Origin of the sequence: Azospirillum thermophilum (assembly GCF_003130795.1) — a bacterium.
Taxonomy (GTDB): domain Bacteria; phylum Pseudomonadota; class Alphaproteobacteria; order Azospirillales; family Azospirillaceae; genus Azospirillum; species Azospirillum thermophilum.
Genome location: NZ_CP029354.1, coordinates 420,229 through 444,197, shown reverse-complemented (window position 1 = coordinate 444,197; position 23,969 = coordinate 420,229). Strand labels below are relative to the sequence as shown.

Here is a 23,969-nt window from a genome sequence, read left to right as displayed (position 1 = left end):
TCAGTTGCCGCGGACCAGAGGGCCGGACCCGGTTCAGCCCGGACGGGAACGGCGCTATCATCGGCGTGCAGGGATCACACGGATGTCGGAGCGGAACGGGCATGGCGCGCATCGGCAGGAACAGGCACCGCTTCTGGCGGGACCCTGGCCTTCCCCATCTGGAAGCACGGTCGATCGAGGACGGCCGCAGGGTCTGTTATGGCTGGCACAGCCACCCGACCTTCTCCATCGGGCTGGTGACCGGTGGCGTCAGCGAGTTCCGCACGGACGGGGCCTGTCACCGGGTTTCGGCCGGCACGGTCGTGTTGATGAACCCGGAGACGGCGCACGCCTGCAACCCGCTGGAGGGGAGCCCCTGGTCCTACCGGACGCTGTATGTCGACGTGGCGTGGCTCACGGGGGTGCAGGGGGAAAGGTTCTTCAAGCCTTACGCGCCGGCCGTCAGCCGCGATCCGGACCTGGCGCGGCGGCTGGACCGGCTGTTCGTCCGGCTGTTCGACCCGGCGCTCCCATCCACGGCGAAAGGGGAGGAGGCCGTGGCATTTTTCACGGATCTGAACGGGATGCCGGGGGCTCGGCCGGCCGATGACAGCGGCGGCGGGCATGCGGCGCTGAAACGGGCGGCGGAGTTCATCTCGGCCCATTGCACCCAGCCGCTGCGGCTGGCCGACATCGCGGAGGTCTCGGGGCTGTCGCCCTCTTATCTGGTGCGGGCCTTCAAGGCCCGGTTCGGGATGACCCCGCATGCCTACCAGATCAACCGCCGCATCCAGTTCGGCCAGCGGGAGCTGCGGCGCGGCCGGCCCATCGTCGAAGTCGCGCTCGACGCCGGGTTCGCCGATCAGGCCCACTTCCAGCGTGCCTTCAAGCGGCACGTCGCCGCCACTCCCGGCCAATACGCGCTGGCGTAGGCGTCGGGCAGGCCGACAGCCGGTCCTACTTCAGCAGCGGCAGGCTGCCGGTCAGCGAGCGCACCAGCGCCGCCGGCCCGTACAGGCAGAGGCCGAGATAGCGCAGCGCGGCCTGCGGTGTCGCCGCCAGGCGGCTGCGATAGTCGTCGTAGGTCTTGGCGCGCTGGGCGATGTCGGTCATGCCGATCACGCCGAGCCCGCCCGGCCCCTGTTCCGCGGCCCGGTGATGCAGCTCCCGCAGCCCGTCGGCGTCCGACACCAGGATCGGCATCACGATGGTGGTGAGGCCCCGGTGACCGATGCCATCGGCATCCTGCAGGTCGTCACCCACGAGGTCGGGACGCAGCTTCCCCAGCGTCAGCGACAGGGCGGCGGCGGTGTTGGCGATCAGCCCCGGCGGCAAGGATCGATCGATGATGAAGGCGCAGCGTGTCACGTCCGGCTCCCATTCCTCACGGTGGATCAAGCCGGCGGACTGTCGCGGAACGGGCCAGGGGCGGTATTGAAGAAAATGACCCTGGAGATCGGATGGCCTCGGGAGGCGCACGGTGTCCCGCCCGCCTCCCTCATTCACCGGTCCGGTCGCTATGCGGCGAGGATCGCGGCAAGCCGTTCGAACGAAAACGGCTGTTCGGTCAGGAAGAGATAGTCCTCGGCCACCTTGGCGCGGAGCTGCGGGTCGTCGATGCTGCGCCCCCAGAAGGCCGCCTCGCCGAGATAGGCGCCGACCATGCTGTCGAGCCCCTTGGCCGTGCCGTCGTCGAGCGCGCCGATCTCGCGGATGCGCTCGATGATCGCCGGGGCGTCGCGCGGCGGGAGCTTGCCGGCGCCCTGGAAGCGGCCGAGATAGAAGGCGAGCCAGGACGCCAGCGACAGCGTCATCAGGGGAGCCGGCTTGCCGAACCGCTCGCGATACGCCAGCAGGCGGTCCAGGTTGCGGGTCTGGTACTTGACGAGGCCGTTCAGGCTGATGTCGTGCCAGAGGTGGCGGATGTAGGGATTGCGGAAGCGGCGCAGCACCGCGGAGGCGAACTCCTCCAGGTCCGGCTTGGGCAGGGTGAGGAAGGGAATGACCTCCTCGTTCAGCAGCCGGTCGAGGAAGCGCGCTCCGGCGGGATGGCTCACCGCCTCGCCCACCGTCTCGACGCCGGCCAGCAGGGCGAGCGCACAAAGACCCGTGTGGGCGCCGTTCAGGATGGCGACCTTGCGGGCCTTGTAGGGCGTGACGTCGGAGGTGACGATCGTTCCCTCGTCGTGCTTGCCGAGCGGCAGGCGCAGCTCGGGCATGCCGTCCTTGCGCTCGATCACGAAAAGATGGAACAGCTCGGCCGCCGCCATGAAGGTGTCGTCATAGCCCAGATCGCGGCGCAGCTCGTCCGCCTCGGCGCGCGGGAACCCCGGGACGATGCGATCCACCAGCGTGTTGTAGAACGCATTGGCGGTTTCGACCCAACGCACGAATTCGGGCTCCAGTCCCCAATCCCGGGCATGCAGGAGGACGATGCGCTTCAGCTCGTCGCCGTTGTGGTCGATCAGCTCGCAGGCCAGCATCTGCAGGCCCATCTCCGGCGCGCCGCCGAAGGTCTTCCAGCGCTCGTGCAGGAAGCGGGTCATCTTGCCGGGGAAGGAGGCCGGCGGATCATCCGCATATCCGACGGACGGAACATAGGCGATGCCGGCGTCGGTCGTGTTGGACACCACCACCACGATGTTGGGGTCGCGGGCCAGCGCAAGCACGCCCGGCCAGTCGCCGTGCGCCGCAACCTCGTTGCGCACACAGGCGATCAGGCGCGGCTGCGAGATCTTCTCGCCGTTTTCGGCAACACCACGCGAGAGGACGGTGTAGACGCCGTCCTGTTCGTCCAGGCTGTGGGGGAAGCCGCCGGCGATCGGCCGGACCACGGTGATTCCCCAGTCGCTGCCCGTGGTCTCGTTCAGGCGGTCGACCTTCCAGTCGAAGAAGGCGCGCAGGAAGTTGCCTTCGCCGAACTGCACGATCCGCGGCGTCGGACGGGGGCGCCCCTTGAGGAAGGCGGCGTTCAGTCTCTCCATGATGGGCATCCTCGGCATGATGATGGGCGCATGGTGATGGGCCCCGGGGGCGCTACAGGGTGACGCCGGACTTGAAGATCACGACGTCATGGACGTCGTTCTCCTCGTTGCGCGCCTGCTGTCCGCCGGCGACCGCCAGCACGGCGTCGACGAAGGACGGCAGCAGGCTGTCGACCGTTTCGGCGGCGGCGGCGATCGGTCCGGCATCGAAGTCGATCCAGTGGCGCTTCCGTCGGGCGAGGTCGCTGTTCGTGGCGATCTTCATGGTCGGAACGACGCCGCCCAGCGGCGTGCCGCGCCCGGTGGTGAACAGAACGATGTGGCAGCCGGCGGCGGCCAGGGCGGTCACCGCCACGCCGTCGTTGCCCGGCGCCTCAAGCAACGTCAGTCCCGGCTTGCGGATCCGCTCGGCATAGCGGATGACGTCCCGGACGGGGGACAGGCCGGCCTTCTGGGTGCAGCCCAGCGATTTCTCCTCGAGCGTGCTGATCCCGCCGGCCTTGTTGCCGGGGGAGGGGTTCTCGTAGACCGGCTGGTCGTGGTCCAGGAAATACTGCTTGAAGTCGTTGATGAGGGTGACGACGCTGTCGAACACCTCGCGGCTCTCGGCGCGCGCCATCAGCAGATGCTCGGCACCGAACATCTCCGGGACCTCGGTCAGCACCGTGGCCCCGCCGATCCCGCACAGCCAGTCCGAGAAGGCCCCCAGCAGCGGGTTGGCCGTGATGCCGGAGAACCCGTCCGAGCCGCCGCACTTCAGGCCGATGCGCAGGCGGTCGGCCCCGACCGGCTGACGCCGGTCGCCACGCATGACCTCGGCCAGTGCCGTCAGCTCGGCCAGCGCCGCCTCCATCTCGTCCTCGACCTCCTGCGTGGTCAGGTAGCGCAGGCGGCGGGGATCGGGATGCTCGAACCCCTTGCGGAACAGCTCGCGCGTGTTGTTCTCGCAGCCCAGCCCCATGACGAGGACGCCGCCCGCATTCGGGTGGACCGCAAGGTCGCGCAGGATGTTGCGGGTGTTGTCCAGATCGTCGCCGAGCTGCGAGCAGCCGTAGGGATGCTCCAGCACCATGACCCGCGCGCCGTCCGGCAGCAGGCCCGATTTCTCGAACCGCCGGGCGGCGTTCTTGGCGAGCCCGTTGACGCAGCCGACCAGCGGGATGATCCACAGGTCGTTGCGCACGCCGATCTCGCCATTGGCGCGGACGTAAGCCTCGATGGTCGGCACCTCCGGGCGGGCGGGCACCGCGGCGGCCGGGACCGGCCCGGCGTAGCTGTAGTCCTGCACGCCGCCCAGCGCGGTCTTGAGGTTGTGCGTGTGGACATGCCGGCCGGCGGGGATGTCGTCCCGGGCGATGCCGATCACGCTGCCGTACTTGACCACCCGGTCGCCCGGCCGATGCTCCGTCACGGCGAACTTGTGGCCCTGCGGCACGTCGTCGAGCAGAACGATGCCGAGCGCCTCGATCGCCGTGCCGGCGGACAGCGGCTCCAGTGCGACGGCCACCGTGTCTTGCGAGTGGATTTTCAGATATTTGGCCATGTCTCAGGATCTTCGAGGTCTCGGGATCTTCGGTGAGGCGGCGGGCACGCCGCCGGGGGATTACCGGGCGAGCAGCAGCGACAGTTCGGGCACGAAGGTGACGATCAGCAGGGAGATGAACAGGGTCAGGAACAGGAGCCCCGACTCGCTGATGAAGTCCGAGATCTTCACCTTGGCCAGATTGCAGACGAGCAGCATCACGGTGCCGACCGGCGGGGTCAGGCAGCCGAGCGCCAGGTTGACGATGATGACGATGCCGAAATGGACCGGGTCGATGCCGAGCTGATGCACCGTCGGCATGAGCAGCGGCACCATCACGATCAGGATGGCGTTGCCCTCGATCAGCATGCCGAGCATCAGCAGAACGAGGTTCAGCACCAGCAGGAAGACGTACTTGTCGTCGGTGAAGGCGGTGATATAGACGGCGAGCTGCTGCGCCGCCTGCTCCAGCGACAGGATCCAGGCCAGCGCCGAGCAGGCCATGATGACCAGCATGACCGACGAGGTGGACTTGAAGGTCTCCACCAGCGCGTCGACGACATGCGACACCCGCATCTCGCGGTAGACCACGAAGCCGATCAGCAGGACGAGCGCGACGGCCACCGCACCGGCCTCGGTCGGCGTGAAGACGTTGGCGCGGATGCCGCCGATGATGGCGACGAGGAGCACGAGCACCGGCCACGCGCCGAGCAGCGCGCTTCCCGTCTCCGACGCGGTCGGCCAGGAGCTGCGCGACGGCGGATAGCCGCGGCGCTTGGACACGATGTAGGCGGCGACCATCAGCAGTGCCGCCATCAGCAGGCCCGGCAGGATGCCGGCCATGAACATGGCGCCGATGGAGACGTCCGCCACCAGGCCGTAGATGATCAGCGCGATGCCCGGCGGAATGATCGGCGTGACGAGCGCGCCGGAGGCCGTGACGGCCGCGGCGAAGGCCCGGTTGTAGCCCTTGCGCTCCATCTCCGGGACCATCATGCGGGTGAGCATGGCGCTGTCCGCGAGGTTGGACGCGCTGACGCCGCCCAGCATCGTGCTCAGCATGATGTTGGTCAGCGCCATGCCGCCGGTGAACTTGCCGACCACCAGATCGGCGACCCGCAGCAGGCGCTTGGCCACGCCGGTGTGGTCCATCAGCGTGCCGAGCAGGATGAAGAAGGGAATGGCCAGCAGCGACAGGTTCTGCGACGCGCCGATCAGCCGCTGCACGGCGATCTGGTCCGGAACCCGGCTGAAGAACACGAAGTAGACCAGGACCGAGGCCAGGATGGCCACGTAGAGCCGCATGTTCAGCGCGAACAGGCACAGCATGATGAGGATGATGACGGGCCAGCTCATAGCGCGTCTCCGTTCGAGCCGAATTGCGGATTGGCCTGGAGGGAACGGGCGGCCGGATGCTGGTCCCGGCCGGTCGCGGCCTCCTCAAGCGGCCCCCTGACGATCACCATGAGGTTGGTGAAGCACCGGTGCAGAAGGTAGATGATGACCCCGGCAGTCCCGACCGGCACCGCCACATCGATCCAGAACCAGGAGATCTGGAGGATCTCGGTCAGCTTGTACTGGGCGCTCTCGGCGAGCCGGTACCCGAGGTAGCCGGCATAGCCGAGCACCGCGATGGACAGCGCCGACACCGCCAGATCGACCGCGGCCCTCAGACGCGCAGGCAGCAGATCGGTCAGGAGGGGAATGGTCAGATGCTGTCCGTCCCGCTCGGCGACGATGGCGCCGATCATGATGATCCAGATCATCAGAAGGCCGGATATCTCCTCGCCCCAGTGCAGCGGGGCATCGAAGACGTAACGCGCGATCACGGCCGCGATCGTCATCACGACCAGAATGGCCAGTGCGCTTCCTGCGACGATCGATGGCAGGCGTCGAATGATGTTCATGACGTTGTCCTCCCAGGCGCAGGCGACTTCGATTCGTCGCCTGCGCCCGCTCGCCTTTACTTGAGCTCTTTCTGAATCGTCTCGTAAAGGTTAGGAGACCACTTCGGGAACTGCTTGTAGACAGGCTTGGTCGCTTCGCGGAAGGCGGCGACGTCCGGCTGGATCACGGTGACGCCGGCGGCCTTCATCTTCTCGATGAACTCGGCGTCCTGCTCGGCCGCGACCTTCTGGCTGTACAGGCCGGCCTGGTAGCCGGTCTCATGAACCAGCTTCACCACGTCCGGCGGCAGCGTCTTGAAGTAGGCCTCGCCGCCGATCCACACCGAGGTGTTGGTCAGGTAACCCACCAGGCTCAGATACTTGGCCTGCTCGTGCAGCTTGGCGCCGTACAGCACGGAGATCGGGTTCTCGACGCCGTCGATGAGGCCGGTGGTCAGCGCAGGATAGACGTCGCCGAGCGGCATCGGCGTCGCGGTGGCGCCCATCGCCTCGATGGTCTTGATCTGCATCACGTTGTTCGGAACGCGGATCTTCATGCCCTTCAGGTCGGCGGGCGTGTTGATCGGCTTCTTGGCAAGGATGTGACGCACGCCGTAGAGGTAGTTGGACATGACGATGTGCACGCCCTTCTTCCTCAAGACCTCGTCCTTCTGCTTGAACCAGTCGCTCTCGTAGATCTTGAAGAGCTTCTGCGGATCGTCGGTCAGGTACGGTCCGAACAGGATGCCGATATCAGGATCATAGTCCTGCAGGAAGCCGACGTCGGACAGGGTGATGACATTCATGCCCATCATCGCCTGCTCGGTCACGTCCTTCTTGGCGCCGAGCTGCGAGCTGGGGAACAGCTTGAAGGTGACCTCGCCCTTGCTCCGCTCCTGAAGGAGGTCGGCCCAGTAATGCATCACCCGGTCGAGCGGCTCGCCCGGATTGTTCTCGTACGCGACCATGATTTCGGTCTTGGCCACCGCACCGGTGGCGGCACCGATGGTCATGGCGCACGCCGCCAGCGCGGACATCAACAAGCGTTTCATGATTGTCTCCGGGTTGGGCACGTCAATGAGCAGGTTGCCGGCACTGTCTTGCCGACAGGGATTCGGGGCGCGGCCGTCCACTGGACGGCACGCCTCCGGTTGAGGATCGGGGTCTCTCTGGCCGGGTGGGGATGACGCGGGGTTACCGCTCGATCATCACCTTGAGCGTGGTGTCGCGTTCGGCCGCCCAGTAGGGCAGCGCCTTGTCCGCGTCATCGAACGCGAACACCTTGGAGATCAGGTCGTCAGGCTTCCGTTCGAGCGACTCCAAATAACGGATGACGTTCCGGAAGTCCTCGGCGGTCGCGTTCCGCGACCCCATGATGTCAAGTTCCTTGAGGTTGAAGAACTGCGTCTTGTAGCTCACGGGCTCCTTCGCGTAGCCGATGTAGACGACGCGCCCGGCGAATGCGACGAGGTCGATGGCCTGCGTGAAGGTGGCCGGAAGCCCGACCGCCTCGATGACCACGTCGACGCCGTCACCGCCGGTCAGCTCCTCGACCCGCTTGGCGACGTCCTCCTTCGCGGCGTCGATGATGTGGGAGGCGCCATAGCGGCGCGCCAACTCGATCTTGGCGGCCCCGACATCGACGGCGATCACCTCGGCACCACGATGCACGGCACCGGCGATCGCCCCCATGCCGATCATGCCGCACCCCAGCACCAGCACCTTGTCGCCGGCCTCGACCCGGCCGCGGGCCACGGCGTGGAAGCCGACCGACAGCGGTTCGACGAGGGCGAGATGGCGCGGGGCGAGGGTGTCGTTGAGGATCAGCTTGCCATAGGGAAGGGCGATCCGCTCCGCCAGCCCACCGTTCTGCTGCACGCCGAGCGTGCGGTTGCTGCGGCAGGCATTGACCCGGCCCTTGCGGCAGGAGGGGCAGACGCCGCAGCTCGTATAGGGGATGACGATGGCGCGACGGCCGACGGCATAGTCCGCCGGCACGCCTTCGCCGACCGCGGCGATCTCGCCGCCGATCTCGTGGCCGGGAATCCGCGGCAGCGCGACCAGCGGGTTGAGCCCTTTGAAGGTGCTGAGGTCGCTGCCGCACAGGGCGACATGACGTACGGACAGAAGAACCTCGCCCGGCCGGAGCGACGGCTCCTCCACGTCATGCAGTGCGCACGCGTTCACGCCTTCAATCATCAAGGCTTTCATTATCGATGTCCTTTGCTGTCGGTGGCGGTCGCGTGCATAGGATAGGTTTCCTGATTGAACACGCTCTCGCTGAAGCCATAGTGCGCGTTGCTCGCGGCGAGGGCCCGGGAATGGGAGCGCTCGCGCAGAGCCGCGACGATTTCGCGATGGTAGTTCACCGTCGCCGGCGCGATGGTCACGTTGCTCTTGCCGATTTCCAGGTAGTAGATCATCGCCTGGGACATCGCCTGATACATCTTCTGCAACATGGTGTTGCGCGACGCGGCGACGATCGCGGCGTGGAAGCGGAAGTCGGCTTCGGCGGCCTCACGCACGGTCAACTGGCGCTCCAGATCGTCGGCCAGCCGCTCCAGGTTGTCGACTTCGGCATCCGTGATCAGGTCGACGACATCGTGCATGATGCCGGTCTCGATGATGCGCCGGAACTGAAGAACCTCGCGGCATGTCTTGATGCTGCGGTCAAAGCACTGGTCTATGACCCGGAACATCGCCTCGATGTCCGGCTTGCTGACCCGAGACCCACGCTTGGTCTTCTCCACCAAGCCGTAAGCTTCGAGGAAGATGATGACTTCCCGGATCGTGTTGCGACTGACGCTGAAGCGCTCGGCCAGCAACCGCTCGTTGGGGAGCATGTCGCCGGGGCGGTAGCGCTCCGGGATCTCCTTGCGCAACTCCTCGAAGATGGCCTTAACGGTCGAAATGCCGGTCATGGAGGCGTCACCAGTTTGGTCCAACAACTGGACCGTAGATATCTAACATATCAGTGCGGCGGGACGAGGAGAACGCCAATTGCGCTAACAAAATTGCAATGTTAGCGCTAGTATTGGAATAAAATGGCGTGTTGTTGGCGAGTGGCAGTGGCCAGCAGCGCATCTTGCCGCTATGGCCGGCGTGTCGGAGACACGGCGCTCGTCGGGATCGGCCGTTCGGCGGGTGGCGCCTTCGAGGAGGTCTGCTCGATATGCGCCCCCGCCGTGCTCACATGACGCCCAGCAGCAGCGCCGGCAGCGCGAGGAACGCCAGGGCGGTCGATCCCAGAACCATTCCGGCGACCTCTTCGGGCGCGTTGTTGTAGCGCAGGGCCCAGAGATAATTGAACACCGCCACCGGCATGGAGCTCTGCAGGACGACGACCCCCCGCATCGTCCCGGTCAACTGCATCAGGTGGGCCACCGCCAGGCCGACGCCCAACCCCAGCACCAGCCGCAGGGCCGACAGCGCCCCCGCCCGCATCAGGCTGTTCATGCGCAGGTTGGACAGGGCGACTCCGAGGGACAGCAGCATGATCGGAACCGCGCAGTTGCCGAGCAGGGTCGCGGTGTTCGCCACCCACTGCGGCGGCTGCACGCCGGCCAGCATCACCAGCAGCGACAGGGCGACGGCGTAGATCACCGGCGTGCGGAGCAGCCGCCCCAGGTCGAGCTGTCCGGACGCGGCGACCGGGCCGATGGCGAACTGTGCGACCGAAAACACCGCGAAGAACAGCACGCCGAGGCCGAGGCCGGTCTCCCCGAAAGCGAACAGGCAGAGCGGCAGCCCAAGGTTTCCGGCGTTCGGGAAACTGAGTGCGGGCAGATAGGTGCGCAGCGGCAGCCGGAAGGCCAGCAGCAGCGGCACGGCCAGCACGGCGGCCGAGGTGATGCAGGCGATCGACGCCAGCGTCATGGTCAGCAGCTCGTCGCCACCCAGTGTCAGCCGGGTAAGCGATGAGAAGACCAGGCAGGGGCTGGAGACATTGATGGCGAAAGTCGTGATGAAGGCACTGTCATAGGGCAGCTTGGCCCGGCTCCAGATGAAGCCGAGTGCGGCGACGATGAAGACCGGGGCCATGACGGTGACGACGACGGTCAGGGAGGCGAAGACGCTCATGATGGTGAACTCGTGCAGGTGGGACTGTCCGAAGTCCCGTGTGCGGCCCTCGCAGTCAGCCGAGCGGAAACCGCGTCTTGATGAAGGGGGCGCAATGGGTGGGGGCGATGTCCCCCCGGTCGCGTGGCTGCATCTTCCTGTCTTCAGCCGTCGAGTTCAACACCGGATGCAGCGGCGCGGCGTGTGGTCGTCGGCGGCACCGTCATCGTGAGCCGGCTTGCCGGCATCGTTGCCGCCCGGCACAGGCGGTCCTCCTGGAGGGTTTGCGTCATACTGCCGCACTGGATCCGCGCAGGCCCGGAGTTCCGCCCGTTTCATACGATTGGCTGCCGGATCGGCGCAGGGAGTACGACGTTCGGCGATTGACTCGTCCCGAAGGACATGTCATTCACATCGAAGCCGCAGCTCGGGGTCGCGAGACCGGCGAAGCGAAATGTGATCGACCCACCAGACGCCGACATGTCCTGACCCGCGCAGAGCGACAGTGGGACGTGCCGGGATAGCACCAAGTGACACCAGAGACTTCGTGACGGTGATCTCCGGACGACGCGCGTTCAGCGGAACAGGCGTCGTTATTGGGTTCGTCTGTGGAGTTTTGCTCCAACGGACGACGCCCGATGGGTTGTCGTCATGGATATGTCTTCTCTTGCCGTTCTGCCGATCGCGCCGCCCCGTCCCGAAGGGATGGAGCCGGCCACCTGGACGATCGGATCGGCCTGCCTGACCGGCATCCTCCTCGAGGTCTCCGTCCACCCCAAGCCCGGTCTCGTCACGCCACGCTCGATGGGTGCGCACCGTGACATGGATCTGCAGACGTTCATGCTGACGTCGGCAGCCATCGCTCCGTGTTTTCATCGCTGTGCCGCCATCGGCCTTTCCCATGCCGACGATCCGGCCGCCGTGCTGGCGCTGGTGCGTACCGTGGGCCGTGACTATGACCGTCGCCTGCTCGCCGCATCGAACGGCGTCAACACGCAGCGCGGCGCGCTGTTCGCCCTCGGCCTCACCGCGGCGGCGGCAGGGCTGTGCCACGACGACCGGCGCCCGATGTGCCCCGACCGCGTCTTTGCCGCCACTGCCGCCATCACGCGCGGCATCGTCGAGCGCGAGCTGGAGACGCGCCGCCGCGATCCCGTGACCGCAGGCGAGATCCTCTTCGACCGTCACGGCGTCACCGGCATCCGGGGCGAGGTCGAGGCCGGCTTCCCGACCGTCGCCGCGCATGGGCTGCCCGCCCTGCGCGCCGCGCTGACGCAGGAGGTCGAGCTCAACCGCGCGCTGCTGCATGCGCTCATCGCCATCGTCGCCGCGGCCGAGGACACCACCGTTCTGTGGCGCGGCGGTCCCGAGGGACTCGCCTTCGTGCGCGAGCGTGCCGCCCGCATTTGCGACCTCGGCGGTGCGCTCACCGGCCGCGGCCTCGCCGAAATCCATCGCTTCGCCGACGACTGCGTCGCCCGCCGGCTCAGCCCCGGCGGTGGCGCCGATTTGCTGGCGGTCACCGTCGCCATCCATTTGCTCGAGACGGGGAGCTTCCCGGCTCAGGTCACGTCCCGCTTCGACATGTCCGCCTCGAACGGACCCGCTCCAGGAGAAAACCCATGAACGTCATCGCCTATGCGCTGATGGCCTACGCGATCACCGCAGTGATCTCCTACGCCGTCATCGGGGTGATCGTCCTGCTCAACAAGACCATGGCCGGTTCGGCCGACTGAGCCGTGCGCTGAGGAGATCATCCATGTTGCAGCAACTCTTCACAGTCTTTCCCGGCATCGGCACGCTCTTCGTCCAGGAGCCGACGATCGCCATCGCCCGCCTCGCCCTGATGGGCTTCGGCTTCTTCCTCGCCTATCTCGGATTCAAGCGCACGCTCGAACCGCTCATCATGGTGCCGATGGGCGTCGCGATGATGTGCGTCAACGCCGGCGTCATGTTCCTGCAGGCGCAGAAGATCGGCACGCTGATGCTCGATCCGATGATCTCGGATCCGGTGCAGCTCGTGAACGACATGCAGGTCTACTTCCTGCAGCCGATCTACAACTTCGCCTTCTCGAACTCGCTGGTCGCCTGCATGCTGTTCTTCGGCATCGGCACGATGGCGGACGTGTCGTTCATCCTCGCCCGTCCCTGGGCGGCGATGACCTGCGCGATCTTCGCCGAGATGGGCACCTTCGTCACGCTGGTGATCGGCTACTACTGCGGCCTGACCCCCGGCCAGGCGGCGGCTGTCGGTTCGATCGGCGGCGCCGACGGCCCGATGGTCCTCTTCGCCTCGCTGATGATGGCCAAGGACCTCTTCGTCCCGATCTCGATCATCGCCTACCTCTACCTGTCGCTGACCTACGCCGGCTATCCGTACCTGATGAAGCTGCTGGTGCCGGCCAAGTACCGGGCGATGGAAGTCGAGATGGACTTCCCCGAGGTCACGCAGAAGTCGAAGTTCATCTTCACCATCGTCACCGCCGCTCTGCTCTGCCTGCTGCTGCCGGTGGCCGCGCCGCTGATCCTGTCCTTCTTCCTCGGCGTCGCCATCAAGGAAGCGGAGATCGAGCCCTACCAGGAACTGCTCGAGAAGACGATCACCTACTCCTCGACCCTCATCCTGGGCCTGGTCCTCGGCGTGCTCTGCGAAGCCTCGACCCTGCTCGACGGCCGCGTCGCCATCCTGCTCGTCCTCGGCATCACGGCGCTGCTGGTGTCCGGCATCGGCGGCCTGCTGGGCGGCTGGATCGTCTGGTACTTCAACAAGACCGGCTTCAACCCGCTGGTCGGCATCGCCGGCGTGTCCTGTGTGCCGACGACCGCCAAGCTCGCCCAGAAGGTGGCGGCCGAGGACAACCCCTACGCCATGGTCCTGCCCGTCGCCATGGGGGCCAACGTCTGCGGCCTGATCGTCTCCGCCATCGCGGTCGGCATCTTCGCCTCGACCATCGGCCTCGTCGCCGCCCACTGACCACGGCTGCTCCACGGAGATCGGTCCCATGCCCCCCGTCGCCTCCAACCATCCCAGCGCCCCGCGGCCGCCTGCGATCGAGCGGGGCGACGGCATCGGCCGGATCGTCATGAAGGTCGCGTCCGTCGACAGCACCAACCGCCGGCTCGTCGAACTCGGCCGGGCCGGGGCCGCCCACGGCACGATCCTGGTCGCCCGCGATCAGACCGCCGGCCGCGGCAAGGGCGAGCGGGGGTGGTTCTCCACCCCCGACGGCAGCCTCTGCATGTCGGTGCTGGTGAAGACCCGGCGCACGCTGATCGAAGCGGCGCAACTGACACTTCTTGCTGCAGTTGCGGTGCGTGAAGCAGTCTTCGCCGAGACAGGAGTCGACGCCGGCATCAAGTGGCCCAACGATCTCCTTGTTGATGGTCGGAAGATCTGCGGCATTCTGGCAGAGGCATCTTGCGATGATTGCGGAGATCTCGACTTCGTGGTAGTCGGCATAGGTCTTAATTTGTCAGTTCCGGATGATGGATTTCCGGATATTCTGCGGGAAAGGGCGGTTTCTCTTTCAACTCTTTCCGGCCGTCCGGTTGACCGCGACGCGTTCGTGGCGACCTTCGGCTCCGTCTTTGACCGCTGGGTGACCCTCTGGGAACGGCACGGGCTGTCCGCCTTCGCCGGGACCTGGACCGCCCACGCCCTTCAGCTCGGCTCCGTCGTTCGCCTCACCGATGGCGATGAGGACGTCTGCGCCACGCTCATCGGCCTCGCCGCCGACGGAGCGCTGCGAATCCGTGACGCCGCCGGAGCCGTTCGCGACGTCCATTCCGGCGAGATCGGCGCGGCTCCGGCCGCGGACCGGATCGCCTCGCAACTTCCCAAGACCCACATGGGGGCATTCTCATGAAGACCGAACAACGGTGGGATACGCTCGCGGCCGACACCCGCCAGCGCCTCGAGGCCGCCGCGGCCTATATCGGCGCCGGCAAGCGTGTGAAGGCGGAGGACACCGTCGCCCTGCTGAAGGCGGTGATCCGGTCCGGCGACCGTGTCAACATCGAAGGCAACAACCAGAAGCAGGCCGATTTCCTCGCCGATTGCCTCAACCAGGTCGATCCGGCCGAGATCCACGACCTTCACATGGTCCAGTCCTGCGTGCCGCTGGCCTCGCACCTGGACATGTTCGAGCGCGGCATCGCCAAGAAGCTCGACTTCGCCTTCGGCGGGCCGCAGGCCGGCCGCGTCGCCAAGTTCATCCGCGAAGGCAAGATCCAGCTCGGCGCCATCCATACCTATCTCGAGCTGTTCGGCCGCTACTTCCTCGACCTGACGCCGCGCGTCTCGCTGATCTGCGCCTATGAGGCCGACCGCGAGGGCAACCTCTACACCGGCTTCAACACCGAGGACACGCCGGTCATCGCCGAGGCGACCAAGTTCCGCCAGGGCATCGTCATCGCCCAGGTGAACAAGATCGTCGACAAGCTGCCGCGGGTCGACATCCCGGCCGACTGGGTCGACGCCGTCGTCGAGAGCCCGAAGCCCTTCTTCATCGAGCCGCTCTTCACCCGCGATCCCGGCCTCGTCACCGACAACCATGTCCTTCTCGGCATGCTGGCGCTGAAGGGCATCTACGCCGAGTACAAGGTCAAGCGGATCAACCACGGCATCGGCTTCCTCACCTCGGCGATCGAGCTGATCCTGCCGACCTACGGCGCCGAGCTCGGCCTGAAGGGCGAGGTCTGCACCCACATGGTGCTGAACCCGCACCCCACCATGATCCCGGCGATCGAGGCCGGCTGGGTCGACACCATCCACTGCTTCGGCGGCGAGCTGGGGATGGAGGAGTACGTCAAGGCGCGCTCCGACATCTTCTTCACCGGCCCGGACGGCTCGCTGCGCTCCAACCGCGCCTTCGCCCAGACCGCCGGTCACTACGCCCTCGACATGTTCATCGGCGGCACGCTGCAGATCGACGAGTGGGGCAACTCGTCCACCGCGACCGCCAACCGCGTCTCCGGCTTCGGCGGCGCGCCGAACATGGGCTGCGATCCCAAGGGGCGCCGCCACGTCACCGAGAGCTGGCTGAAGTGCGGCCGCGAGGTCCCGCACATGGCCGACCAGATCGGCAACATGCCGCGCGGCAAGCGCCTGGTCGTCCAGGGTGCCGAGACCTTCGGCGAAGGCCGCGCCCCGACCTTCGTGGAAAAGCTCGACGCCTGGCAGCTCGCGGAGAATGCCGGCCTCGATCTGCCGCCGGTGATGATCTACGGCGACGACGTCACCCACATCGTCACCGAGGAAGGCGTCGCCTACCTCAACCGGGCCCCGGACATGGCCGCGCGCATGGCCGCCATCCGTGCGGCGGCCGGCTACACCGAGGTCGGCCTCAAGGCCGATCCGGCCGAAACGAAGCGCCTGCGCGAGGCGCGCATCTTCATGACCCCGGAAGACCTCGGCGTCGACCGCAACCGGGCCAACCGCGACCTGCTCGCGGCCCGCTCGATGCGCGACCTCGTCGACATCTCGGGCGGCCTCTACAACCCGCCGGCCCGCTTCCGCAACTGGTGATCGGAGTACGTCATGTCTCTCGAAACGATCGAATTCAAAGTCGCAGGAGACGGCCGTGCCGTCTCCCTCGCCAGGCGGGCCCACTGCGGTGTCGTCGGCTCCGGCGACCTCGAAGTGATGCTCGAGCCGAAGGCCGGCGACAGCGCGGTTTCGGTGCGGATCGTCACCCCGGTCACGGGCTTCGACGCCCTGTGGAAGCGCGTGGTCGAGCACTTCGTCGCCGAGACCGGACTGGCCGGCCTGTCGATCGAGATCAACGACAACAACGCCTCACCCGCCATCGTCGCCCTGCGCCTGCGCCAGGCGCTGGCCGAGGCGCAGGCCTGAAGCCGGGAGCTGCGAGCATGCCCAACTGGAACAGACTTCAGAAGAACTCCTTCCTGGAATGCAGCGCGCGCGAACGCGCCGTCGGCCTTGTCGACGACGGGACCTTCGTCGAGCTCGGCGGCCCCTTCGACCGTCTGGTCAGCCCCCATCTCGTCGCCCTCGGCGAGGCGGTGGAGAACGACGACGGCATCGTGACCGGCGTCGGCCGCATCGGTGACCGCCCGGTCTTCGTGATCTCCCAGGAAGGCCGCTTCATCGGCGGTTCGGTCGGCGAGGTCGGCGGCGCCAAGATGGTCGGCATCATCGACATGGCGATCGACTTCCACGATCGCCTCGTCGCCGACCATCCCGACCTGCCGGCGTCGGCGCGTCCCCTCGTCGCCATCTCCTTCGAGACCGGCGGCGTCCGTCTGCACGAAGCCAACGCCGGTCTTCTCGCCCATGCCGAGGTGATGGACGCCCTGCAGCGCGCCCGCCACAAGGTGCCGGTCGTCGCCCTGATCGGCTCGCGCATCGGCTGCTTCGGCGGCATGGGCTTCGTCGCCGCCGCCACCGACGCCATCATCATGAGCGAGTTCGGTCGCCTCGGCCTCACCGGCCCGGAGGTCATCGAGCAGGAGATGGGCAAGGACGAGTTCGACGCCTCCAACCGCGCGCTCGTCTATCGCACCACCGGCGGCCGCCACAAGTACGTCATGGGCGACGCCAACTTCCTCGTCGACGACACCGTCGCCGCCTTCCGCGCCCAGCTCGCCGAGCTCTGCAAGCTGCCGGTCGCCTCCTTCGAGCCGATGCGCCGGATCGGGTCGCCGGAGCTGGTCGAGAAGCAGCTGCGCGGCGTCGCCCTCGCCGTGGAGCTCAAGCCGACCGATGCGCGCGACGTCTGGCGCCACGCCGGCAACAACGACCCTGTCGGCCTTGCCGACGGTCCGCTCTCGGACTTCCGCAAGTCCGTCCGCCGTCTGGCGCTGTGATCGGGAGAAAAGCCATGGAAACTCTGTTGGGACAGGGCCGCGCGGCCATCGACCTGATCGTCGATGCCGGCAGCTTCACCGAAGGCAAGGTCGGTGCGCGGACCTTCGACGACCCGGACTTCGGCCCCGGCGCCGTGGTCGGCACCGCCCTGCTCGAGGGTGAGACCGTCACGGTCATCGCCTCCGACGCCGATGCCTTCAACGAGAAGTTCCCGGTCGTCTATTCGGGCGTGATCGGTCTCGAGGAAGGCTACAAGATGGCGCAGGCCGTCTACGCCACCCTCGCCGCCGACGCCGAGAAGGAAGCGGCCAGGAAGCGCCCGATCGTGCTGATCGTCGACACCCCCGGCAACGGTCCGGGCAAGGTCGAGGAGATCTTCGGCATGAACAAGGCGACCGGCGCCTACCAGCTCGCCCTGGCGGAGGCGCGGCTGGCCGGCCATCCGATCGTCGCCATGGTCGTCGGGCGCGCCATCTCCGGCGCCTTCCTCTGCCATGGACTGCAGGCCGACCGGATCCTCTCCCTCACCTCCGAATTCCAGACGATGATCCACGTGATGCCGATCACCTCGGTGTCGCGCATCATCAAGAAGGACGTCGAGCTGCTGGAGGGCCTGGCGAAGTCGAACCCCGTCTTCGCCGCCGGTCCGGCCTTCTTCTACAAGCTCGGCGGCGTGGAGCAGCTGGTCGAGACGATCGACGGCATGCGTCCGGCGATCGCCGCCCAGATCGCCGGCATCCGCAAGGCCAAGGCCGACGGTGCGGCGACGCTCACCGGTCCGCGCGGCCGCGGCAGCCTCGGCGCCGAGCGCGGCGGCCGCGTGGTGCGCCCGAAGGTCCAGGAGCTGCTGCGCTCCGAATTCGCCGCCGTCGAGGAGCGTTTCCGTCCGCGCGTCGCCTGAAGCGGGGCGGAAAGGAAAGGGGGTGTGCCATGTCCGAAGCCTTTGAGAGATACGCGGCGGTCGCCGACGCCTTCTCGACCGTGCCGACCCTGGCCGAGATGCCGCGCCGCACGCTGGCGGACAAGGGGATCGCCGGCCCGACGGCTGCGCATGTCATCGAAGAGGTGCACACCCCCTTCAACCTTGCCTATCTCACCTTCACGACCGGCTCGTCCGCGTTCCAGAACATCGTCGGTGTCGCCCACACCGAGATCGAGGCCCGCTGCGACGCGACCCGCCGGGTGATGGAGGCGATCGGGGCGAAGCCGGGCGACCGGATGCTCGTCACCTATCCGCCGCTGGTCAACGTGTTCTCCCGCACGGCGCTGGAGCGCTGCGGCATCGACTGGTCCTTCCTCGACCGGTCGAGCCGCGGGGCCTTCATCACCGCCTTCTGCCGCAATCGCCCGGACATCGTGCTGGGCGAGTCCTCCTTCATCCGCGCAAGCATCGGCGAAGCCGAGTCCCTCGGCCTCGCCGGTGATTTTCCCGAGCGCTGCCGCATCGTCGTGGCGGGCTCGCCGCTGGACCTCGACCTGCTGACCCGGGTGGAACGGTTCGGCTGGCCGGTCCATGACCTCTACGGCTGCCAGGAGTTCGGCTGGCTGACTCTCGACGGTCATCCCCTGCGCGACGATCTCTCGCTCGCGCCGTCGCCGGTCGGCGAGGGATGGGCGGAAATGGTGGTCGGCGGGCTGCCGATGGGCGACAGCTTCCCGATCTCGGAAACGGGCCACGCCTGCTCGCCGACGGGGCGGATCATCAGCTATCGCCGCCGGCGCACCCATCCGGAATACGAGGTCGTCGTGCGCGTCACGACGCTGGCCAGCCGTGAGACGATCGAGCGGGCCGCCCGCACCATCCTGCGCATCAAGGGGCGCGTGGTGAAGGTGGACCCCGCATTGGAGACATCCGCCCCGGCGACCGTTCTCCATCTCGTCCCCGGCATCGGCGATCGGACCGAACCCTTCGAAATCCGCGGGCCGGTCGCGACCCGCGCCTTCGACGATCTCGTCCGGGCCCAGGCCGAGGTCCAGGCGACGTCGAAAACCGATCCGACCTGGGTGAAGACGCGATGAACGCCCGCCGATCCCAGGACTGCATCGTGCCCACGGCGGCGAGCCCGGCGGACCGGCCGGTGTCGAGACGGCATGTCATGGTCGACATCGATCCGGCCCACCGGGACCTCGTCGCCGGTTCCCTCGGTGACGGCCTCCTGCCGATGCACCGCCGGCCCGACGTGGTGGATCGCATCCGCCGGATCTTCCTCGCCGGGAGGATCCCCGGAATCGTCTGCGCCCCCAAGGCCCCGGTGCCGGAAGGCTGGATGTGGATCGGGGTGTCCTTCCCGCTGCGCGAGGACGGGGTCCGGGTACGCTCCGCCGTCGCGCTGCCCTGTGCCGGGATCTGCGGGGTCCACTCGCCGTGGGAGGTCATGGACCGCATCGCCCCCGGCGCCTTCCCGGCGGCGGACGAGCTGCTTGCGCTCGCCGCTCTCGGCCGGGACCACGGAATTGCCGTCGGTCTTTTCGGATCGGCGGCCCTGCAGGCCCTCACCGGCCTGCCCTACATGGAGCCGCGCTCCGACGTCGACGCGGTCGTCGTCGCCCGCTCGTCCGCCGGACTGCGCTCCTTCCATGCTGCGCTCGCCGGATTCGCGACGCGGTACAACCGGAAGTACGACGTCGAGGTCGCCACGCCCGGCGGTCTCGGGGTCAAGCTCACAGAACTCGTGTCGGACGTCACCGCGGTCGCTGGTCGCGGCATCGACGGCGTTCGCCTCGTCGACAGGTACCGGGTGCTCGATGAGATCGACACGTTGCCACCCCTCTTCCCGGTGCCATGAACTTCGGGCCTCTGGCCCTTATCAAGGAGTAGACGTTATGGAACTCAAGTCCAAGATGCCGTCCAAGATCGAATCGCTGAAGGTTGCGGTCGGCGACACCGTGACCAAGGGCACCGAGGTTGCGGTGCTCGAGGCGATGAAGATGAAGAACCCGCTCGTCTGCCCGGTGGACGGCACCGTCAAGTCGATCGCCGTCGCCGTCGGCGATCGCGTGAAGCCGGGCGCTCTCATCATGGTTGTCGAGTAAACCAGAACAACGCTCCCGAGAATTGAAATGTCAATTCTCGGGAGTTCGACTTCCGACGAACATTTCTGACAAAATTGGCGATCGGGTAAGTCGAAGTAGGTGCACGCAACTAAGGCCATCTTATGAATGTCGACGGTCGCCTCGGGGCGTCCGTGCCGGCATTCTCTTCGAGGAGAGCGCCACATGATCATCTATGGTGTGATGGTTCTAGGCCTGTGCATGTTCGTCGGAACATCGATCGGCCTGACCCTCGGCATTATGCTCGGAATTCCCGGAGACATCGGCGGCGTCGGATTCTCGATGCTGCTGCTCGTCTTCCTGACGCCGGTTCTGAAGAAGAAGGGCTGGCTGCCCAAGGCGTCTGAAGACGGCATCATGTTCTGGAACGCCATGTACATTCCCGTCGTCATCGCCATGGCGGCGACCCAGAACGTTGCGGCTGCCCTGTCGGGCGGCTGGATCGCCATCATCGCCGGCATTCTCTCCGTTGTCGTCTGCTTCGCCCTGATCCGTCCGCTTGCGGCGATGGCCGGGGCGGCAACGTCGACCTTCGGCGACGAAGCCTAGTCCAAATAAGCCAAAACGGGGAGATACCGCCATGAACAGTGCGTTCCTCACATCCCTGATCGGCGATCGCCCGCTGATCTTCGCCTTCGTCGTCGTCGGCGTCCTGACCTGGCTCTGCTACGCCTTTTCCAAGAACATCACCAAGGGCCGCATCCACGGGTCGGCCGTGGCGATCATCATCGGCCTCGCCCTCGCCTATATCGGCGGCGCCACCACCGGTGGCAAGAAGGGAATCGCCGACATCCCCATGTTCGCCGGTTTCGCTCTGATGGGCGGCGCCATGCTGCGCGACTTCTGCATCGTCTCGACCGCCTACGGCGTGAAGCTCGAGGAGTTGAAGAAGGCCGGCCTCGCCGGCGTCCTGTCGCTGGTCATCGGCACCGCGCTCGCCTTCGTGGTCGGGGTCGCCGTCGCCTATGCCTTCGGATACCGTGACACGGCCTCGCTGACCACCATCGGGGCTGGCGCCGTGACCTTCATCGTCGGTCCGGTGACCGGCACGGCGATCGGCGCCTCGTCGACCGTGATCGCCCTTTCCGTCGCCGCCGGCGTCGTCAAGTCGATCGCGGTGATGATCATGACGCCGTTCCTCGCCAAGCCCTTCGGCCTCACCAACCCGGCCGCGGCCATGGTCTATGGCGGCCTCATGGGAACCACCAGCGGCACCGCCGCCGGCCTCGCCGCGACCGACGCGCGCCTGGTGCCGTACGGCGCTCTGACCGCGACCTTCTATACCGGTTTCGGCTGCCTCGTCTGTCCGTCGATCGGCTTCATCATCATGAAGGCGATCTTCGGCTGAGGTCGTCGCTCCGCCATCGGAGGGGGCCGCCCGCCCCCTTCCATGGCGGTTTTCCAAGACGTGAAGCGGTGTCGATCCGCGACGGGTGCCGTCCGTACCGCTCGACCGAGAGGACTGTCGCCATGAGCCTGATGCGTCGGTTGCCGGACACGCTGCGCCGTCTGGCCAACGCCCTTGGACAGGGACCGGACGACGTCGCCCTGGCCGGAGGACACAAGTCGCTCCTCCTGAGCCGGGGATCGATCCGCCATGTGGCATTCTACCCGGCATCCCCGCTGACGACCGCCCCGGTCACCGTCGATCACGCTCCCGAGCCTGATCCCGTTGCCCAGACGATCGTCTTCTCGGACGTCGGGCTGGAGCGCGGCGGCCGCAGCATTCTTGCCGGTATCGATCTGGTCCTGGAGGAGCGCCGCATCGGCGTGCTCGGCCTCAACGGCTGCGGCAAGTCGAGCCTGCTGAAACTGATGGTGGGCCTGCTCCCGCCGTCGTCCGGCAGCGTGCGCGTCGACGGGCTTGAGCCCTGTGCCGATGCCGCGGCCGTCCGGGCGCGCACCGGGCTGCTGTTCCAGAACGCCGACAACCAGATCGTCTACCCGGTCGTCCGCGATGATCTCGCCTTCGGCCTGGGCGGCCACGCGGGGGAGGTCGACGCGGCCATCGCGCGGTCGCTGGAGCGGCTCGGCATCGCCGGTCTCGCCGACCGGCGCATCCACGAACTCTCGGGCGGCGAGCGTCAACTGGTCGTGCTGGCCGGTGTCCTGGCGCGCAACCCCCGTACCCTGCTCTTCGACGAGCCGACCTCGCAGCTCGACCTCGCCAATCGCAACCGCTTCCGCGACCTGCTCGCCGACCTGCCGCAGCAGGCGGTCGTCGTCAGCCATGACCTCGATCTCGTCGCCGGGTTCGACCGCGTCCTCGTGGTCGGCGACGGGCGTATCGCCTTCGACGGCAGCCCGGAGGATGCGACCGGCTTCTATCGGCGGAGCTGCGGATGACCACCTCGCATGGTGCCCCCCGCGGGCGGTCCGGTGCTCTTGCCGCGCTCTGCGCCCTTGCCGTCCTCGGAGCGATGCTGACGCAGGTCGATCGGATCGATCTTCTTGCGCCCGCCGCCGTCGCCTGCGCGGTGGGGCTCGCCATTGCCCACGGCTCGTTCCGGACGGCCCTCCGCGACATCAGGATGGCCCTGCTCGTCGTCGCGATCACCGCGCTTTTCGACGTGGCGACGGGTGGCGGGATGAATGGCCTGCGGCTCTTCCTGCGCTTCTCGGCGCTGGTCTGCGCCGCCCAGATCGTCACGACGTCATGGGGCTGGGCCGAACTCACCGGGGCGGTGGTCACGCTGCTGCGCCCGCTGGACCGCCTCGGCCTCCTCGATGCCGAGCGCTGCGCCTTCACCTTGATGCTCGCGATCCGCTTCGTTCCGGTGATGGCCCAAGAGATCGCGGAAATCCGCGAGGCCCAGGCCCTGCGCGGCCTCGACCGCTCGGTGCTCGCGCTGGTGGTTCCTCTCGGGCTGCGCATCCTGTTGCGCGCCGAGGAGATCGCCCAGGCCGTCGACCTGCGCGCCGGCCCCCCGGCATCCATCGGCCATCACGGTGGAAGCCGGCCCATCGCTGCCTCCTCCCTCTCATCGCGAGCCGCCTCATGAACAGCGTGGCACCGTCCCTCGGATTCCGTGATCTGACCCTGACCGCGCTTGGCGCCGGACTGGTCGTAGCGCTCGGCGCCGCGCCGCCGATTCCGCTCGGCATCCTGCCGGTTCCGATAACCCTGCAGACGCTCGGCGTCATGCTGGCCGGCCTCCTTCTCGGCCCGCGCCGTGGGGCGACCGCCATGCTGGTGTTCGTCGCCCTCGTCGCCATCGGCTTGCCGGTTCTCGCCGGTGGCCGCGGCGGCTTCGGCATACTCGTCGGGCCGACCGCCGGGTATCTCCTCGGCTGGATGCCCGCCGCCATGGTGGTCGGCATCCTGGCTCGCCATGGGGAACGCATCGGAAGTTCTGTTGCCCGCATAGCGTGCTACATCGGTGCATGTTTGTTTGGCGGAGTAATCGTCATTCATGCATGCGGTGTTGCCTGGCTCTCGCTGGTCACGGGCCTTGATTGGGGGAAAGCATTTTTCGGAACGCTCCTGTTTGTGCCCGGAGATGTCGTCAAGGCCGTCCTCGCAGCCATTATATGCCGACGCATCGAGATCTTCATGACGCTCGACCGTCGTTGAGTGATGCACGGATTGACGGTCCAGATCGATGGAGGGCGGAGATTCACATCTTTCTTTAACTCTCCTCCCCTAAGGTTGTAGGGCC

Annotated in this window: 25 protein-coding genes; 16 read left to right on the top strand and 9 right to left on the bottom strand. The window is 67.1% G+C overall.

The genetic code is table 11. The annotated features are described in order from the left end of the window. Positions 1-101: 101 nt before the first annotated feature. On the top strand, positions 102-911 hold the full coding sequence (locus tag DEW08_RS20210; protein ID WP_109330650.1) for a helix-turn-helix transcriptional regulator: 810 nt from the start codon (positions 102-104) through the stop codon (positions 909-911). Between the two features lie 25 nt (positions 912-936). On the opposite strand, the gene DEW08_RS20205 is transcribed toward DEW08_RS20210, so the two are convergent. The 9 genes from DEW08_RS20205 to DEW08_RS20165 form a co-directional block, all read right to left on the bottom strand. Then, the gene (locus DEW08_RS20205) at positions 937-1,347 is read right to left on the bottom strand and encodes a DUF2000 domain-containing protein (RefSeq protein WP_109330648.1); all 411 of its coding nucleotides are present in this window, start codon (positions 1,345-1,347) and stop codon (positions 937-939) included. 149 nt (positions 1,348-1,496) lie between these two features. Further along, positions 1,497-2,963 carry a tagaturonate reductase gene (locus tag DEW08_RS20200; protein WP_109330646.1) on the bottom strand — a complete coding sequence of 489 codons (1,467 nt, stop codon included), beginning with the start codon at positions 2,961-2,963 and terminating at the stop codon, positions 1,497-1,499. A 52-nt stretch (positions 2,964-3,015) separates the two neighbouring features. Next, the gene (locus tag DEW08_RS20195) at positions 3,016-4,506 is read right to left on the bottom strand and encodes a UxaA family hydrolase (RefSeq protein ID WP_109330644.1); all 1,491 of its coding nucleotides are present in this window, start codon (positions 4,504-4,506) and stop codon (positions 3,016-3,018) included. Positions 4,507-4,566: 60 nt separating this feature from the next. Beyond that, a complete protein-coding gene (locus DEW08_RS20190; protein ID WP_109330642.1) occupies positions 4,567-5,841 on the bottom strand; it encodes a TRAP transporter large permease in 1,275 nt (424 codons plus the stop codon). Next, the gene (locus DEW08_RS20185; RefSeq protein WP_109330640.1) at positions 5,838-6,392 is read right to left on the bottom strand and encodes a TRAP transporter small permease; all 555 of its coding nucleotides are present in this window, start codon (positions 6,390-6,392) and stop codon (positions 5,838-5,840) included. Before DEW08_RS20185 ends, DEW08_RS20190 begins: the two co-directional genes overlap by 4 nt. Before the next feature lie 56 nt (positions 6,393-6,448). Beyond that, on the bottom strand, positions 6,449-7,423 hold the full coding sequence (locus tag DEW08_RS20180; protein ID WP_168220441.1) for a C4-dicarboxylate TRAP transporter substrate-binding protein: 975 nt from the start codon (positions 7,421-7,423) through the stop codon (positions 6,449-6,451). 142 nt (positions 7,424-7,565) lie between these two features. Next, positions 7,566-8,558, bottom strand: a complete 993-nt coding sequence (locus DEW08_RS20175) for a zinc-binding alcohol dehydrogenase family protein (RefSeq protein WP_245986712.1) — start codon at positions 8,556-8,558, stop codon at positions 7,566-7,568. Positions 8,559-8,581: 23 nt separating this feature from the next. Next, on the bottom strand, positions 8,582-9,292 hold the full coding sequence (locus tag DEW08_RS20170) for a FadR/GntR family transcriptional regulator (RefSeq protein WP_109330634.1): 711 nt from the start codon (positions 9,290-9,292) through the stop codon (positions 8,582-8,584). Between the two features lie 268 nt (positions 9,293-9,560). Then, positions 9,561-10,451, bottom strand: coding sequence for an AEC family transporter (locus DEW08_RS20165; protein ID WP_109330632.1), 891 nt, complete (start codon positions 10,449-10,451; stop codon positions 9,561-9,563). Positions 10,452-11,081: 630 nt separating this feature from the next. Here DEW08_RS20165 and mdcB point away from each other — a divergent pair. The 15 genes from mdcB (at position 11,082) to DEW08_RS20090 (ending at position 23,884) form a co-directional block, all read left to right on the top strand. Next, positions 11,082-12,056, top strand: a complete 975-nt coding sequence (gene mdcB / locus DEW08_RS20160) for a triphosphoribosyl-dephospho-CoA synthase MdcB (RefSeq protein ID WP_245986710.1) — start codon at positions 11,082-11,084, stop codon at positions 12,054-12,056. A gap of 133 nt (positions 12,057-12,189) precedes the next feature. Next, the gene (gene madB, locus DEW08_RS20155; RefSeq protein WP_109330630.1) at positions 12,190-13,404 is read left to right on the top strand and encodes a Na+-transporting malonate decarboxylase, carboxybiotin decarboxylase subunit; all 1,215 of its coding nucleotides are present in this window, start codon (positions 12,190-12,192) and stop codon (positions 13,402-13,404) included. A 28-nt stretch (positions 13,405-13,432) separates the two neighbouring features. Next, positions 13,433-14,296: a biotin--[acetyl-CoA-carboxylase] ligase gene (locus DEW08_RS20150; protein ID WP_109330628.1), complete on the top strand. Its 864-nt coding sequence runs from the start codon at positions 13,433-13,435 to the stop codon at positions 14,294-14,296. Continuing rightward, complete coding sequence (gene mdcA / locus DEW08_RS20145) at positions 14,293-15,957, top strand: malonate decarboxylase subunit alpha (RefSeq protein WP_109330626.1); 1,665 nt, start codon at positions 14,293-14,295, stop codon at positions 15,955-15,957. Before DEW08_RS20150 ends, mdcA begins: the two co-directional genes overlap by 4 nt. A 12-nt stretch (positions 15,958-15,969) precedes the next feature. Next, the gene (mdcC, locus tag DEW08_RS20140; protein WP_109330624.1) at positions 15,970-16,284 is read left to right on the top strand and encodes a malonate decarboxylase acyl carrier protein; all 315 of its coding nucleotides are present in this window, start codon (positions 15,970-15,972) and stop codon (positions 16,282-16,284) included. Positions 16,285-16,301: 17 nt separating this feature from the next. Then, positions 16,302-17,258 (top strand): biotin-independent malonate decarboxylase subunit beta, encoded by a 957-nt coding sequence (locus tag DEW08_RS20135; protein ID WP_109330622.1) that lies wholly within the window; start codon positions 16,302-16,304, stop codon positions 17,256-17,258. Between the two features lie 14 nt (positions 17,259-17,272). Continuing rightward, the gene (gene mdcE, locus DEW08_RS20130; RefSeq protein WP_109330620.1) at positions 17,273-18,160 is read left to right on the top strand and encodes a biotin-independent malonate decarboxylase subunit gamma; all 888 of its coding nucleotides are present in this window, start codon (positions 17,273-17,275) and stop codon (positions 18,158-18,160) included. A gap of 29 nt (positions 18,161-18,189) precedes the next feature. After that, positions 18,190-19,278 carry an AMP-binding protein gene (locus DEW08_RS20125; protein WP_109330617.1) on the top strand — a complete coding sequence of 363 codons (1,089 nt, stop codon included), beginning with the start codon at positions 18,190-18,192 and terminating at the stop codon, positions 19,276-19,278. Between the two features lie 77 nt (positions 19,279-19,355). Continuing rightward, positions 19,356-20,045: a malonate decarboxylase holo-[acyl-carrier-protein] synthase gene (gene mdcG, locus DEW08_RS20120; protein WP_109330938.1), complete on the top strand. Its 690-nt coding sequence runs from the start codon at positions 19,356-19,358 to the stop codon at positions 20,043-20,045. Positions 20,046-20,082: 37 nt separating this feature from the next. After that, positions 20,083-20,292: a biotin/lipoyl-containing protein gene (locus tag DEW08_RS20115; protein ID WP_109330615.1), complete on the top strand. Its 210-nt coding sequence runs from the start codon at positions 20,083-20,085 to the stop codon at positions 20,290-20,292. 183 nt (positions 20,293-20,475) lie between these two features. Continuing rightward, on the top strand, positions 20,476-20,859 hold the full coding sequence (madL, locus tag DEW08_RS20110; protein WP_109330613.1) for a malonate transporter subunit MadL: 384 nt from the start codon (positions 20,476-20,478) through the stop codon (positions 20,857-20,859). 31 nt (positions 20,860-20,890) lie between these two features. Further along, entirely contained in the window at positions 20,891-21,658 is a 768-nt protein-coding gene (madM, locus tag DEW08_RS20105; protein ID WP_109330611.1) for a malonate transporter subunit MadM, read from the top strand. A 122-nt stretch (positions 21,659-21,780) separates the two neighbouring features. Next, complete coding sequence (locus DEW08_RS20100) at positions 21,781-22,656, top strand: energy-coupling factor ABC transporter ATP-binding protein (protein ID WP_245986708.1); 876 nt, start codon at positions 21,781-21,783, stop codon at positions 22,654-22,656. Next, a complete protein-coding gene (locus tag DEW08_RS20095; protein WP_109330609.1) occupies positions 22,653-23,312 on the top strand; it encodes an energy-coupling factor transporter transmembrane component T family protein in 660 nt (219 codons plus the stop codon). Before DEW08_RS20100 ends, DEW08_RS20095 begins: the two co-directional genes overlap by 4 nt. Then, positions 23,309-23,884 carry a biotin transporter BioY gene (locus DEW08_RS20090; RefSeq protein WP_109330607.1) on the top strand — a complete coding sequence of 192 codons (576 nt, stop codon included), beginning with the start codon at positions 23,309-23,311 and terminating at the stop codon, positions 23,882-23,884. The genes DEW08_RS20095 and DEW08_RS20090 overlap by 4 nt, the downstream gene beginning before the upstream one ends. Positions 23,885-23,969 lie beyond the last annotated feature (85 nt).